The organism is Bradyrhizobium sp. 63_E2_N1_3 (assembly GCF_052076005.1).
GTDB lineage: Bacteria > Pseudomonadota > Alphaproteobacteria > Rhizobiales > Xanthobacteraceae > Bradyrhizobium > Bradyrhizobium barranii.
Map to the genome: position 1 here is coordinate 5,941,114 of NZ_CP197235.1, position 14,041 is coordinate 5,955,154.

The 14,041-nt window shown below is 59.6% G+C and carries 11 protein-coding genes; 2 read left to right on the forward strand and 9 right to left on the reverse strand.

Annotated features, from left to right (window positions below):
• Positions 1-424: 424 nt before the first annotated feature.
• On the forward strand, positions 425-856 hold the full coding sequence (locus AB7531_RS28645) for a hypothetical protein (protein WP_283018611.1): 432 nt from the start codon (positions 425-427) through the stop codon (positions 854-856).
• Between the two features lie 625 nt (positions 857-1,481).
• Here AB7531_RS28645 and AB7531_RS28650 read toward each other — a convergent pair.
• From AB7531_RS28650 to AB7531_RS28675, 6 genes are all read right to left on the reverse strand, one after another.
• The gene (locus tag AB7531_RS28650; protein WP_354125758.1) at positions 1,482-2,702 is read right to left on the reverse strand and encodes a sensor histidine kinase; all 1,221 of its coding nucleotides are present in this window, start codon (positions 2,700-2,702) and stop codon (positions 1,482-1,484) included.
• Entirely contained in the window at positions 2,642-3,085 is a 444-nt protein-coding gene (locus AB7531_RS28655; RefSeq protein WP_256376418.1) for an MASE4 domain-containing protein, read from the reverse strand. The genes AB7531_RS28650 and AB7531_RS28655 overlap by 61 nt, the downstream gene beginning before the upstream one ends.
• A 314-nt stretch (positions 3,086-3,399) precedes the next feature.
• A complete protein-coding gene (ipdC, locus tag AB7531_RS28660) occupies positions 3,400-5,043 on the reverse strand; it encodes an indolepyruvate/phenylpyruvate decarboxylase (protein ID WP_063984136.1) in 1,644 nt (547 codons plus the stop codon).
• 247 nt (positions 5,044-5,290) lie between these two features.
• The gene (locus tag AB7531_RS28665) at positions 5,291-5,905 is read right to left on the reverse strand and encodes a tetratricopeptide repeat protein (RefSeq protein ID WP_063984137.1); all 615 of its coding nucleotides are present in this window, start codon (positions 5,903-5,905) and stop codon (positions 5,291-5,293) included.
• A 597-nt stretch (positions 5,906-6,502) separates the two neighbouring features.
• The gene (locus AB7531_RS28670) at positions 6,503-6,694 is read right to left on the reverse strand and encodes a hypothetical protein (RefSeq protein WP_155795049.1); all 192 of its coding nucleotides are present in this window, start codon (positions 6,692-6,694) and stop codon (positions 6,503-6,505) included.
• Between the two features lie 1,237 nt (positions 6,695-7,931).
• Positions 7,932-8,579, reverse strand: coding sequence for an alpha/beta fold hydrolase (locus AB7531_RS28675; RefSeq protein WP_245328451.1), 648 nt, complete (start codon positions 8,577-8,579; stop codon positions 7,932-7,934).
• 453 nt (positions 8,580-9,032) lie between these two features.
• Between AB7531_RS28675 and AB7531_RS28680 the strand changes: the two genes are divergently transcribed.
• Positions 9,033-9,233: a DUF6494 family protein gene (locus AB7531_RS28680; protein ID WP_027548237.1), complete on the forward strand. Its 201-nt coding sequence runs from the start codon at positions 9,033-9,035 to the stop codon at positions 9,231-9,233.
• Positions 9,234-9,474: 241 nt separating this feature from the next.
• On the opposite strand, the gene AB7531_RS28685 is transcribed toward AB7531_RS28680, so the two are convergent.
• From AB7531_RS28685 to AB7531_RS28695, 3 genes are all read right to left on the reverse strand, one after another.
• Positions 9,475-10,056 (reverse strand): TetR/AcrR family transcriptional regulator, encoded by a 582-nt coding sequence (locus tag AB7531_RS28685; RefSeq protein ID WP_063984139.1) that lies wholly within the window; start codon positions 10,054-10,056, stop codon positions 9,475-9,477.
• Positions 10,057-10,156: 100 nt separating this feature from the next.
• Complete coding sequence (locus tag AB7531_RS28690; RefSeq protein WP_283018610.1) at positions 10,157-11,611, reverse strand: amidase family protein; 1,455 nt, start codon at positions 11,609-11,611, stop codon at positions 10,157-10,159.
• Between the two features lie 676 nt (positions 11,612-12,287).
• Complete coding sequence (locus AB7531_RS28695; RefSeq protein WP_283018609.1) at positions 12,288-13,511, reverse strand: OpgC family protein; 1,224 nt, start codon at positions 13,509-13,511, stop codon at positions 12,288-12,290.
• Positions 13,512-14,041 lie beyond the last annotated feature (530 nt).

Sequence of the window (14,041 nt, forward strand, 5' to 3'; positions counted from 1 at the left end):
CAGCAGCCTGCCAAATCTCTTTCGCCGCGGCACTCGGACCGTGGCTTACGACCGTGGATGAGCTAAGGATTTGGCCGATCAGTTGCCATATCCCTTTGCACGTGCGGAAGACTGCGGCCAGGGTGCGAAGGAGTGGATATCCGCAAACGTTAATGGATCGGCCTGCAGGCGCTGTTTTCCGCGTTTACTGTTCGTATGTGCGTTGCAGAGCTACTGCCGTTGGGGCATCAGCGGAGGTGAGTCCTACCCTAGCTAGCCTGCTCAGTCCGCTTCAACCTGGGCCAGGAGCCGACTAGTTGGTAAGATTCGCGTTTGAACTCTCCCGCGCCGTCATTACTGTGACTGGATTGCCAATTGCCTTTCCCGCCGCGCGGATGGTGTCAATGAACAGCTTCGCGGCCGGGTTCAAACCAATCGGACCACCATGTCCTCTAGCTCCAAAGCTAGTATCGCCAAGAAAGCGCGCACGAAGGCTGAAGCGGATTTTGCCACCTGGCTCATGATGGCCAAGCTCGGTGGTTTCGATGACCTGCCGTCCAGCGCCCAAAGCTTTCTGACTAACTATCGAACTCGGCTCGAGACAATGAGCGAGGCCGAGTCCACGGCCCTAGCCGTTCGCGAGGTCTACAGCGCTTATTACAGCGAGATGGGAGGCGTGGGCGCGCCCCCGGAACCAAAGGCTCGCACACCAATGACAGAGGGCAAAGACGTGCGGCTCAAGAAACGGCCTAATCAGCCCGGTCTATCGGCTGCACTGCATTCGACGAAGCCAATGATCCGAGAACCCCTTCCAGCACTGCTGATTTTCGCGAGCATGGTGGCTCTGATTGTCGCATATAGATTTCTGGCGCAGTAACACTGCCCGCGGATTGTGGGGACGAAGTGCCGCTCACAGTAACCGCGGACATCGCTGCACTTCGCATTTGTGCCAAAGGCGGAAGTGATCCCGACTCGCGGCGTCGCGAAACGGCGATTGTGCGACACATTGAGAATGCGGCCGCCGCGCCGGCCCCTCCCCATTTTGGCTGCGGGGGCGAGCCACGTCCTCGTGTGCCGTCGGAGACGGGCAATGACCATAAGAACCTTTTGCACGCTCGCCGCCGCCATCTTTGCCTTGAGCGCGCTTTTGCAGTTGATCCGGATTGTGATGGATGGTCCGTCACCTTGAATGGCGTCGATGTGCCGTTTTGGGTGAGCTGGATTGCCGTCACCGTGGCGGGCGCGTTGAGCTTCGTCGGTTTCCGCGCCGCCATGCGCAGCTAATTGCTGGCAGAGCCCACCCGGGCCGATCTGTCGCCGGGCAGCGGAGCCACTTCCCTACTCGCGGATATCGCACCGTCGTGCTGTACCGCGACAGCGGCTTAGTGCAATTCGCGTCGGTTTGGCATACCTGCATCCATGTCCGGTCTTCCCCGAACAGCCGACGCCGAAGTGATGGGTACGCTTCGACGCTAAGGGCCAAAGTCGGACTCAGGCGGCTACTAGGATGGGCTGTCCGAGTCTACCGGAACCGTGAAGTGAAAAATGGCGCCGCGGCCTTTATCGGCGGTCACCCATACTTGTCCTTCATGCGCCTCGATGATCGACCGGCAGATTGACAGCCCCATGCCCATGCCATCCGTTTTGGTCGTGAACATCGGGTTGAATATCCGATCCACGGCGCCGCCGGGCTCTAGACCTTCCCCCGTGTCTTCTACCGATACCATCACGTATCTGGAGCGATGGACTTCAGACCTTATGGATAGGACCCGCTCCCCATTCTTCGTGGCCATGGAGTCAATTGCGTTCGTAATCAAATTCACCAGCACTTGCTGGAGCTGAACCTGTTCGCCTCTTATCCGCGGCAGCCGTTTGTTAACGTCGGCTTGAACGGCGACCCGATGTCTCCGCAATTGGTCACGGACGACGGCCAGAGCTTCCTGGATGACATCGTCGATATCGAGCGAAGTCCGGGTCCGTGCACCCGTCTTGAAATGCACCCGGATATTTTCGATCACGGCGTCCGCACGGTGTCCGGTGGTCACGACGCGCCGAAATGCATTCCTGGCACTATCGAGCTCAGGCTCGACACGATCAAGCCAGTGCAATCCCGCGTTGGCACTGGCTATGATCGCCGTTAATGGCTGTTTGATTTCGTGGGCAATTGAAGCCGAGACGGCGTCGCCGGTCATCAGCCGCGCCTCACGTTCGCGACGTTGCGCCAGGACCGCGCCGAGCAGCTGCGCGTGAAGCGTCGTTATCTCATACAGCAGGACAAAGAGTACAAGAATGCTGGACACGAACCCGAAGACCCGGCCAGCATACCAGCCGGCGCTGAACCGGGCAAAACCGGGAAACGAGACCAGATAGATCTCAATTGCATATGCGCAAACAACCACCATCAGCCACAGATCGAGCACCGAACGCTGGCGCATCCAGAGCAAAGTGAGCGCAACTGCGTTCCACAGGATTAGACAACTGGCAATATAGAGCGCGAGGGTAGAAAAATGGACCGGGTCGAGCATGATGCGGGGCAAGTATGCCTCACCCACTATGACAAGAACTGTCACGGCACACACAACGGCTGACGTCATCGCAACACTCGAAAGAATCGTCGCGCCCACTGAGCCCTCCCACAATCGCTTGGGCGGATCGGCAACCTTCAAAAGGGTATATGCGATGACGAACGTAGGAAAACCGGCGTACCCAGAGCGTTGAGCCAATCCGTGCTCTGTAGCCCCGCGCCAAGCAGGCCAACTGGCGCGAACGCCCCTGGAAAGACCAGCATCCAGGGGACAAGCATGAGCCCCGTGAAGAGATACCCGGTTGAGATTGCGAGGAGGGCACTCGAACGCAGGGTGGCGAACTGGTTGAACAGCAGGACCGCGGTGATCATGTCATTCACGAACATCGCCGTGCCGTAGGCCGGGACGAAGCTATCGATCCGCGCCAGCTGGACGTTCGAGAGCGCCCCTGCCAAGATTAAGACGACGCCCAGGAAAGCGAGCATGACCGCAAGGGCAAGCCGTTTCTGCGCCCGGCCGGGCGGTAAGGTCGCAAGGGCGAAAGACTGATCCTCCGGGATAATGACGGCGGGCTTCATCATCGGAGCGAATCTTCCCAGCGGCTGGAACGCGCGGCACGAAGCTGCCCTGAGTTTCGTCTGGACGGAGCGTATGTTTTCGAGACGATGTTTTCAACTTGCCGAAGACGCGCTTGCAGGGTTTCAGTGGCCTGCTGCTAGTCCGGACCGGGCGGCACTTAAAGGTCCGCTTCGGGTCAAAAAGCGAAAAACTCAGCGTAAGCAAACCTCGTCCGCTGCGCCCTACTAAGCTGACCACAGTGAGCGGTGTCACCACTTCGCTGATGGCCAAAACCTGATCATTTAGCCGCCATTTTTCGCACTCTTCGTGCAGCCCCTTACGCCTTCGCCATGCGCTCGCGGACGGATTTGAAGCCGGAAACGAAACGCGCCAGCGTGTCCGATGTCGCGCCGCGAGGCAGCATCACCTCGACCAGCGAAAACTGCCCGCGCCGCTTGACCGCGCGATCGAGCGCAGCGGCAAGCTCGCGGCGCGTGGTGACCCGTTCGCCGACACCGCCGATCGACGCCGCGATATCGGCAAAATGCCAGTCATCGAGATCGTTGAAGCGCGATTCCGGCTGGAACACCCGCAGCATCTCCCAGCTCTTGTTGTTGAACAGCACGACAACCGGATCGAACCCGTAGCGGCGGCAATTGCCGAGCTCCCAGCCGGTCATCTGGAACGCGCCGTCGCCCACCAGGATCAGCGGCCGCAATCCCGTGGCCGCGACGCCGATGCCGGCGGGCACCCCAAAGCCCATGCCGGCATAGTAGCCGGGCGCGGCGAGTGCTGTGTTGTCGATCTCCATGCTGGTGAACAGGCAGTCGCCGATGTCCGACGTCATCGACATCTTGCCATGGCGGTCGAAAAGGTCGTTGATCGCAGTCGCGACATCTGATGGCGAGATCGGTGCGTCATCGGCAGGCAGGCCCCGCGGATAGACGGCGCGCTGCTTCAGCGACAGCAGATGGGACCGCGGCCCGTTTGGCTTGGCGCGCGCCTCCAACCCTTCGATCAGGCCGGCGAGCGGCATGTTGCGGAAGCAATGATAACCGATCTGCACCTCGCGGCTTGAGGCTAAAATGGTGCGGTGTGGATCAGGCGCCCGGTTGGAGAGCGCGAAATTGGTGTCCGAAAGGATGACGCCTAGCATCAGCACTAGGTCGGCATCCTCTACCAGCCGGGTGATCGCGGGATCGCCAGCCGCGCCGAGATAGGTGCCGGCTACGACGTCCGGAGCGTGCTCGAGAAGTCCGCGTCCCATGAAGGTGGTCACCAGAGGGAGCTTCAGCTTGCGCGCCAAAATAGCGATTTTGTCCTCTAGGCCATAGCGCCGGATTTCGACATCGACTACCGCGACCGGAGCGGCAGCCGCCTGGATGCGATCGAGGATTTCTTCGACGCATTCGGCGAGCGCACCAGCAACCGCATGCCGCGGCGGCAGCGCTACGATGGGCTCGACCTCGGCCGCCGCCATGTCACGAGGAAATTCGAGATAAACCGGCAGCGACATTTCCCGTGCGCTGCGCAACACCCACGCGATCTGCGCAGGTGCGGTTACGGGATCGGTCAGCACCGCCTGATCGCAGGTGATTTCCTTGAACACGGCTAGCTGCGTATCGACAGTCCGCCCCTGATGATGCAGAAGAAAGCCACTGGTACGCTCGCGCGCGCCTGGCGCGCCCGCAATCACCACTACCGGTGAGCGCTCCGCATATGCCCCCGCGATTGAGTTGACGATATTGAAAGCGCCGGCGCCGTAGGTCACGGCGGCAACGCCGAGGCCGCCGTGATATCGCGCCGACGCATCCGCCGCAAAACCGACCGCCGGCTCATGACTCAGCGTGAAATTTGGCAGGATGTTGCTTTCTTCGATGACCTTGAACAGCGGCAACACGAAATCGCCGGGAATACCGAAAATCTCGTGGGCGCCGTGGTCTTTCAGCGCCGCGAGCAACGCAAGGGCAAGCGTGGGCATGGGGGCGTCCTGGGAGCTAGAATATATTCAAGCATGATCGCCTTCGTTCCGTGATCCCGCAAGACAAGAAGCCGCGATGACCCCTTTGGGTCAGAATGCGAAGAACTCAGAGTGAGCAAAGTCAGTCCGCTCTACCCCACCAAGCGGACCTCAACGAAAGGTGTCGCCACTTCGCTGATGGACCATGAACAGACATAGCCTCACCCGTCGCGTTAGCGCCGAGCTCTGACCGCCGCTGCAAAGCGTGCTAATAAACCAGGCTAGTGCCGGGCGGCTTCTCTAGCGCGGCGGCCAACGACCGGTACTCCTCGCAGCCAGTCCCGCAAATCGTCGCGATTCGACTCAAATGATATTGCGCTTGATCGCGGTTGCCCTGTTCGATCTGCCATAGGCCGTAATATTGCCAGGTCAGCACATGGTTCGGATCTGCTTTCAGGGCGCGCTCGTACCAGACCTGCGAAAGCTTGTAGTGGCCGAGCTTGCGATAGGAGTAGCCGATCAGATTGGCCACATTCGGGTGATCGTCGTGGCCGAGCGTCTTCAACTGCTCAATCGCAGAGGCATAGTCAGTGCGGTCGTAGACCGCCGAATAAGCTGCGCGGTACCCATGAGCAAAGGCGGGGTCGTCGAACAGGGACTGCTTGGCTTTTTTGGCCTTGGGCTGGTGAGTGGCCTTGTTGCCCGACCGCTTCGGGTATGACGAAGGTGGATAAGCGGAGCGTTGCCCCATTCCGCTATAGTCTGCCTCACTGCCACCTGGCTCAGTGCCCGGGGCCGCAACAGCCGGAGTGACCGAGAACGCAGCGATCAGCGCAATCGAACACGTTGCCAGCGTCACAATCCTGATCATCAAGTTGGCCATAGAAATCTCCTGCAAGCTACGCCTTCGAGCTCCCAATCCAGCCGAACATGTTAACTCCGGCTTACCTCATTCCTGGAAAGGTGTTTAGAAAAAACGAGATTTGGTGTGACAGCAATGTTGTCTTATGAGCCGGTCAATGTCCGCAGCGGGTCAAAACCGGCTGTATCGGCCAGCCTTGTCGTGCGTCCGGTCTTCCCAGAAGAGCAGACGCAGCGGCCATCCCCGTGAACGGCAGCTAAGGGCCAGAAGGTGACGTAGCAGGATGGTGAGCACGAAAGAGGCCGCCAACTGAGGCGGCCTTACTCACTCTTAAATTCCGCAATCTTTCGATCTTGACACCATAGCTCTACGTCGCACCCGTCAGCTAAGGATCTGGCGCGTTTCTTGGCTTCGGTTTCGTCCTCACACATTAGATCGATGCGAACCTCGATATGTCCGTCGAGGCCCATAATATATGCGCGGTACTCTTGCTTCTGCTGCCCGTCCAATGCTTGAAGCCCGTATTTTGAGTTACTGCGTGTTTACATGCACTCGCGTTTTCAAATCGTTCGATGAGTCGAATTCATTGATCTATTCCTCGGTTGGCCTGAGACGGCCTTATTCCTCCGGGGGTTGTAGGCCCGGCGACGTTAGCCATCCGTCTATATGAGAAACGGTTTCGAGCTGGCGCAGTTTGAGTTCGAGAAGATCACGCTGCGGTCCTGGCGGCGTATTTTTCAGTTCCGCTATGATGCGGGCTCTTTCCACGTCCAGATTGTCGTCAATGTGGGATTGTGAGCGTCGTCCCATGGCACTCTCCTTTCCCTGCGTGAATTGGGCGGGAGCGCAACCGGCGTTCTCATCACCGATCAAAGCACGGTGCCGAGCGGTGAGAGAACCAGTGTGCACCCGGAACCAGAGCGACGCCAGAACAAAAGTTAACCCAGTAAACGTCTGCCGGGGTCAGAAGCCGACTTCGGGCCATCGGCCGGGATGCGGCTGCTCTGGGCCTTGGCGGATGACGCGGCCGAGAAGGCACGTGGTGAGACGAGGAAGATCGAGCGGCGGCATACCTGACAAGATTAGCGGAAAAGCCGCCGCCGGGTTGAGCGCGGCGACGGCTTCTTCTTTACGCGCTCAGACGGCCGCGACTACCCGTCGCGTCGCATGAAGGAAACGGTTAGCGGGCGCTGCGACGCCATCAATTGGATGACGCTCCTGTTTGCGCAATTCATCGACTAGGCGTTCGAGGTACTGCGGCAGAGGCGAGGCTTCGAGAGATAAGTTCTGTTGCAATCTGTCACCCACCTCGTCACAGATCGACCGGGCAGTCTTATGATCGATGTGGTCCGATATTCTGCTGGTCGGTTCCATATCGCGACCTTTCGATTAGGCCCCACGATTAACTCAAGTTACAGGGATGCGAAAATGTTTCGCGCACCTTCGAAGAATGCCGATGGCTTCATTGAATGGAACGAAGACACTGTGCGTCAGGCCGATTGCCCTTGTCAGCGCTGATACCTGCAACCCGCCGAGTTAGTGGAACTTGGCGCGCGACTTTCAACACTCAGAATGTCCGTTCCGGGTCAATCGCGTCACTTTGGCCGCATGCCGTTCTCTTCCGGTCTACCCCTGTGACCGGACATCGTCAGACCGCCCCGGCATGTCTCACACGGGCCAAAACGCGACATTGCGTTGCTTGCCGCGTCTACGCAAGTCCTCGTTCGCGATCTATAACTGTTTCAGGAATTCCAGGAGCGCATTGCTTACGTCTTTGGCGCGCTCTTGCTGAGTCCAATGACCGCAACCTTTCAAGACTATTGTCTCGCGAAGCAAGGGCACGAACTGTTTCAGGCTAGGGACGAGATGGCTCCAACTCGGCGATCTGTAAACCCCGTCTCGATCGCCAACGACATAGAGTGCCGGGACCTGAACCTTTGCGCCGGACCATGGTGCGAGCAACTCCCAATTGCGATCAATGTTGCGATACCAATTCAAACCTCCTCCAAAGCCGGTGCGCTTGAACTCCTCAACGTAAAATTCGATGTCACTGTCCGTGAGCCACGGCGGCAATGATTGGGTTGTAGGCTTCCCATAAAGCCACCCCCCCCTCACTAGGAAGCATCGTGAGCGACGCAGGATCTTCAACCGGCGCATCGCCAGATAGGGCGAACAATGTCGTCTTGATTGCGTTGTGGACGTCTTTTTCGAGTTCTGCCTCGGCAACGCCCGGCGTCTGGAAATACAGTTGATAGAAGCGCTGCTTTTCGGCCCTCGGCATGACAGTGCTTGGTCGGTCGGGACCACGCACCGGAAACGGCACGCTCAAGCCAACGACAGCCCTAAATCGATCCGGTCTAAACAGAGCGCAGCGCCAAGCGACCGGCGCTCCCCAATCATGTCCGACAACGACTGCTTGATCCGTGCCGATCGCGTCGAGCAATCCGACCATGTCTCCGGTCAAGTGCAATAGAGTGTATTGATCGATCGCATCCGGTTTGTCCGTCTGCCCGTAACCACGCATGTCGGGCGCGATGGCGCGATATCCGGCGGCAGCGAGCGCTTCCAATTGGTGCCGCCACGAATACCAGCACTCCGGAAAGCCATGGCAGAGAAGCACGGTGGGGCCGCTCCCTGCTTCGGCCAGGTGCATTCGAATGCCATTTGTCTCGATAAATCGAAGCGAGATCGTCATTGCCAACCTCCGCAAGATCATTGATCTGATAGCTAATCAGTCACATTGTGAGCTCCAGCCACAACCGAAGTGGCTCCGCCGACACCCAGTCGAACGGCGGACCGCCAAAACGACATGCTCTACGAATTTATTTTCGAGCCCGCACCGCGCCTCCGGCATCGGCGCAAGGTCGGCTTCGGGTCACGCACAGAAGAACTCAGGTTGAGCATATCGAGTCCGCTTGGCCCAAAAGGAGCGGACATCTAGCGGACATGCCGGGTCGGCCGCTTGGGCCACGAGCGGAAGCACCCCACTGAGTGAGACTTTCGCTTCCAGGTGTAGTCTTCAGCTTCGGACCGAGGTTGCAGGCAATCAGGTTGAGGAGGAAGTCGGCGGCGACGCGAGCGGGGCCTCGGTGTTTCGTCATTGCTCGCCTCGTGTTAGACTTTACCTGCCCGATCAGGGAGAACAGCCATGACCGCCGAGTTCGATGAAGACCGCTTCAATATGGCTATCCGTAAATTTCTGAAGCATGTCGGAGTTACATCGCAGCGTGAAATTGAGAACCTAGTGCGTAGCGGTGAGGTGAAGGGTGGCAAGCTCAAACTACGAATGACCCTGTCCGCTGAGGGGACGCCGCTGAAACATGTGGTCGAGGAAACAGTCGCGCTCTGACGATTGTCCCGGCTGTGGGAAGTCATGGCCCTGATCCTCACGAAGGCTATCATTGCGGTCGCCGGCCGAACGTCGCCTTCGGATCAATCGCCTCACTTTGGCCGCGTGCCGTTCTCTTCAGGTCTACCCCTGTGACCGGACATCGTCAGACCGCCCCGGCATGTCTCACACGGGCTAGAAGCCGACCTCGGATTTTTCGCGGATGACGATCTCCATGCTGAGCCTCTACCGGCTTCCTAGTCTAGGAAGATGCAACTCGTACCAAGTGCAAGGCGGCCTCAACGCCGCCTTCCAAGATCTGCTCTGCCTGCGTAGCATTGGGCATAGCCCGTGCGAACTGAAGGGTGCCCACCATGAGGCCGAAGATGGCGGTCGCGCGGCGGCGGCTCGCTCCTGCATCTGCGTCAGGAAGCAGCGCGGCCAATGTTGCAACGTAGCTTCGCAGCCCTTTCTCGTAGTCTTTCCTGGTGGACAGGGGCTGTCGGGCGATTTCGGGGAGCAATGCCGCCGAGGGGCACCCGCCCGTCGGGTCTTCGAGGTGAGCGCGGTTCAGGTATCTCCGAATCGCGCCCTCAAGGTCCAGGCCCCTCCGGTGATCCTCATCGAGGCGATGTTGCTGGTCGCCGAGCGCGCTCGCCAGCGCCTCGCGAACGAGCGCGTCTTTGGACTCGAAGTGCGGAGAGAATGCGCCCTTGGTCAGGCCGGCCTCGCCCATGATCCCAGCGATCCCGGCGGCGGAGATACCGTCTCGGCGCATGCACTTCGACGCCACATCGATGATGTGCCGTCGCGTCGCTGCCTTATGACCTTTCTCGAAACGCATCTTTTCTCCAGTTCACCAATATCCCGCAGCCGTTAGGCTGCAGCCTCTTCCAACAGGGCCCCCTTCGCCACGCGAAGCGGCCACGACGTTAGATCGCACTCTATTTGGCGCCCAAGATGCCTTCGATGCCGCGGGCGAGGTTTAGAAGCCTCCGGTCGCTCCCTAAGGGGGCATCCAGTTCGAGCCCAATCGGCAGCCCCGCGCGAGACAAGCCAACAGGAAGGCTGATACCGGGCAGCCCCACGCTGCTTGCCGACACGGTGTGGTTCGCCAAAGCGAGGTAGCTAACATCCTGCCCCGCTATATGGACGGTCGCCTGCTCCTCGATCAAAGGCGCTGTGCAGGGCGTGGTCGGTTGCAGAATGACCAGCGCCCCATGAGAGACGAACGCCGAGTTGAGTCGGCGCTGGATTTCCGGCCGGCTCACGTCGAGCGCAGTCTGATAGGCCTCTGCCGAGGTAGCACCTGCGCCCCCCGGCAGCACGATGTGCCCCCACGCCTGCCGAAGTTGGGGCTTAAGGCCCTCATAAATGGCCTCGAACGTGGTCGGAATGTCATGGCGGCGAAGAAATTCCGAAATTTCGCCCATCGTCTCATGAGCGAAGATGCCCCATGTTGCGGTTTGGACGAGGGAATTGAAATCGTCGCCAAGATCTACTTCAACGATCTCGGCGCCGGCGTCCTGCAAGCGCCGAACCACCTCGCGGAAGCGGGTCTCGACTTCCGAGTCCACCAGATCCAGGAACTGTCGCGGCGCGAAGGCCAGCCGGACTCCCTTCAGGTCGTAGCCGCCGTTGGAGAACTCCGCAGCTTGTTCACCGGTCACGACCTGATCCACCAAAATGCAGTCCTCGACGTTTCGGGCGAACACGCCCGTCGTATCGAGCGTATGGGAGATCGGCGCAACGCCGTCGCGTGGCCAACGTCCAGTGGTTGGCTTGAAGCCCACGACCCCACAGAACGATGCGGGTACCCGGATGGACCCAACGGTGTCACCGCCCAAGGACGCGGGAACGATGCCGGCGGCCACGGATGCGGCGGAGCCGCTCGAGGAGCCGCCCGACACGCGATCTCGTGCGTGCGGATTCTTCACCTGGCCATAACGTGCGTTGTGACCAGTCAAGCCGTATGACATCTCGACGAGGTTGTTCTTGCCGAAGACCAAGGCGCCTGCCCCCTTAATGGCCCGGACAGCGTCGGCATCTTCGCGCGGCACGAAGTGAGCGAGGCCTTCGACGCCCAGGCTGGTAGGTAGCCCTTTCGTCAAATAACTGTCCTTCACCCCAAGCGGCACACCAAGGAGCGGGGCCGCCGATCCGGCCGCACGCGATTTGTCTGCGGCCCTCGCGGCCGCGAGCACCCCGGCCTCGTCGATAGTGATGAAGGCGTTCAGCTCGGCAAGCGCTCGGGCGCGCTGTAAGAGCGCCGCGGTGTAGGCCTCCGAGGTGATGTCGCCGTTGCGAATCGCTGCTGCAGCGGTTGCGAGCCCAAGCGAGTCGACATCTGTGGTTTCTCGCGATGCGATGCGGGGTGAAGCTGTGGTCGTGTCATCCATGAAATCCTCGCAAAGGAGCTGCTGGGCGGCACCCCGCCGCCGCCGCCCAACGGCGGCTCAGCCGAATGCAATTACGGTCATAATATTAAATTACGATCGTACTTCAATGGAAATGTCGGCCTCGCCGGACACATGAGCGTGAGGTGTGAGGTGCCGGCGGACCGATGGATTGCGGGCGCATTGCTTTCAACAGCGACTTCCGCTTCGGGTCATAAGCCGTCGACGACGACTACGGAGGGCGACTGCCGCTTTAGTCCCGATAGCGGACATAGTGAGTGCCCTACCCCACGCGGCAACAGCCCCTTCGAAGAAGATGGGTCACCGTCCGCGATTCGAGAGTCAAACATTTTGCCGCGGGCGTGGCGGAAGTACTGATAACCGCGGCAGGTACTTCTCCTTTCCCTGTTAATAAGCGCTACCAACTCGTTCTGGGGGAAGGACTGCGTCAGTCAGGCTCCCAACGCAACTTGAGCGGCAAGCCGGTCTCGGACGAGAGACGCTCGGCCAACGCATGCGCCTTGTCGGAGCTGCCGACGACAGTAGCCATGTCCGACCAGCTGATCGATGAGTGCATTGCGGTTATGAAGGCGAAAGGAGCGGGAGACGCTCCGCACCCAGGCTCTCTTAGTCCAAGTCCGAAACGGGTCAAAAGCCGACACCGTGACCAATACGTCAGCTAAGGGCCAAGAGCTTCCCTGCGCGCTCCATCCGCAACCTGCCAGCTAGAAAACACCGGCGCGATCTTCTTGGTCGACTGCGTCCACCCGGGATAATGACTGCGTCTGACGCTGATCCGGTTCAGCAGCATCGCGACGACAATCATCGCGAGTATTCCAGCAAGACTGAGCACGATCTGCATCGCAGGCCGGCCCGAAATGTCAAGCAGCGTCAGGTGGCTGGCCAGCGCCAGGAGGACGCCGAGACAGTAGATTGGCAGCGAATTCTCACCGCAGCACCTCGCGCAGCGCATGACTGGCGTCGATAGCCCGCGCCAATCGTGAGGAACGAACCGTAGCACCACAATTGCAAGAGCCAAGAAATGCAGCAGCCGGAACGGACTGAGATTCGATTTATCCAGCGGGAAGAGCAGGGACGTCAAATTTTGCGGGACCAGCGGTTTGCCGCTGCAACTCAGCGTCAGGACCAGGCCAAAAACCAGACAGACAACAGCAAGAGTAAGCGTCGTGCGCGACGTCACCCAGGGCCAGACCCTCTCCCCTTCGATGACGCACCACGCGCCCAGCACGATCAAAAGCTGCCAAGCCAACGGGTTGAAGAACCAGGCGCCGTTGGGCCAGGCTGGAACGCTCCAGCCGAAGATGTGCACGAGCGCATAAAGCAACAGCGAAACACCAAGCGTAACGTTTGGTGCTCGCAGCAGCAGCCACAACAGCGGCGCGAACAACACGTGAAAGATGACGAAAGTCGGCAAGACGTCGGTGTTGACAGGGCGATATTGCAGGATTGCGGCATGCGCAAGCGTCGCGCCCGGATGAGCGAGCAGAATCCGCGTATTGCTCTCGTCAGCAAGCCGATCGCTGCCCGCGAGGTAGACGAGGACGGTGCAAGCGAGCGTGAGCAGCAGAAACGCGGCATAGATGTCCCATCCCCGCCGCAGCGAACGACCAATCATGCCGCTCCAGCCCTCGCGCTGACGTGCCCTGCCGTAGGCCAGCGCGCAGGTCACGCCCGAAATGAACATGAATATTTCGGCGGCATCGCAGAAGCCGTAGTTGCGCGGTGTCAGCCAGCTTCCGATGTTGTTGGGAACATGATCAAGAAAGATCCACCATAGCGCGATCCCGCGACAGACATCGATGCGCAGGTCGCGGCCAGCCCCCCTGAACTCCGGCGGAGTTTCGCCGATCAATCGCTTCGAGGTGTGAGTTCGATCGTGCATCTGTTTGACCTGCCGGCGTACTCGCACATCGGTCGATGAGAGGCTCTGCTGCTCCGGGCTGGGGTGCCGAGCGGGGTATCCGACCAAACGATGCGGTTACGAGCCCGAGCTACCTGATGGTTGGAGGCTCTTTCGTTGGCCAGCCGGAGCTTTGATTGCCTGGGCCGGAAGGTTCGCCGTCCTCCCAAAACGTTTGCAATATGTCGTCGCTGGCAACCGGTATCAGAAGCTGCTTCCGCATTTCGGCGAGGCGGGCACGACAATACTCACGGTAAAACATCTCCACTAGGGTGGACATGATCGAACCCTCGCTTGATCATCACCATTGACGATAGATTTCGACCATTTCAACCGGCGGCAAATATCAACGGCGCCGGAGTAGTTTGTGTCCGACGAACTCGGATGACGACGATGTGGCCGACGAGGCGCGACACGAAATCGGTATCAGAGAACGTCTAGTGCTGCAGGACAGTCTGTCCGCGGATCGTTGAGTTCGATCAATCGCGAGAGTCATAGAAGCGGAGCTTACG

Coding starts and splice junctions, on each gene's coding strand:
- AB7531_RS28645 (WP_283018611.1), top strand. CDS start 425: ATGTCCTCTAGCTCCAAAGCTAGTATCGCCAAGAAAGCGCGCACGAAG.
- AB7531_RS28655 (WP_256376418.1), bottom strand. CDS start 3,085: ATGATGAAGCCCGCCGTCATTATCCCGGAGGATCAGTCTTTCGCCCTT.
- ipdC (WP_063984136.1), bottom strand. CDS start 5,043: ATGCCCACGCTTGCCCTTGCGTTGCTCGCGGCGCTGAAAGACCACGGC.
- AB7531_RS28665 (WP_063984137.1), bottom strand. CDS start 5,905: ATGGCCAACTTGATGATCAGGATTGTGACGCTGGCAACGTGTTCGATT.
- AB7531_RS28670 (WP_155795049.1), bottom strand. CDS start 6,694: ATGGGACGACGCTCACAATCCCACATTGACGACAATCTGGACGTGGAA.
- AB7531_RS28675 (WP_245328451.1), bottom strand. CDS start 8,579: ATGACGATCTCGCTTCGATTTATCGAGACAAATGGCATTCGAATGCAC.
- AB7531_RS28680 (WP_027548237.1), top strand. CDS start 9,033: ATGACCGCCGAGTTCGATGAAGACCGCTTCAATATGGCTATCCGTAAA.
- AB7531_RS28685 (WP_063984139.1), bottom strand. CDS start 10,056: ATGCGTTTCGAGAAAGGTCATAAGGCAGCGACGCGACGGCACATCATC.
- AB7531_RS28690 (WP_283018610.1), bottom strand. CDS start 11,611: ATGGATGACACGACCACAGCTTCACCCCGCATCGCATCGCGAGAAACC.
- AB7531_RS28695 (WP_283018609.1), bottom strand. CDS start 13,511: ATGCACGATCGAACTCACACCTCGAAGCGATTGATCGGCGAAACTCCG.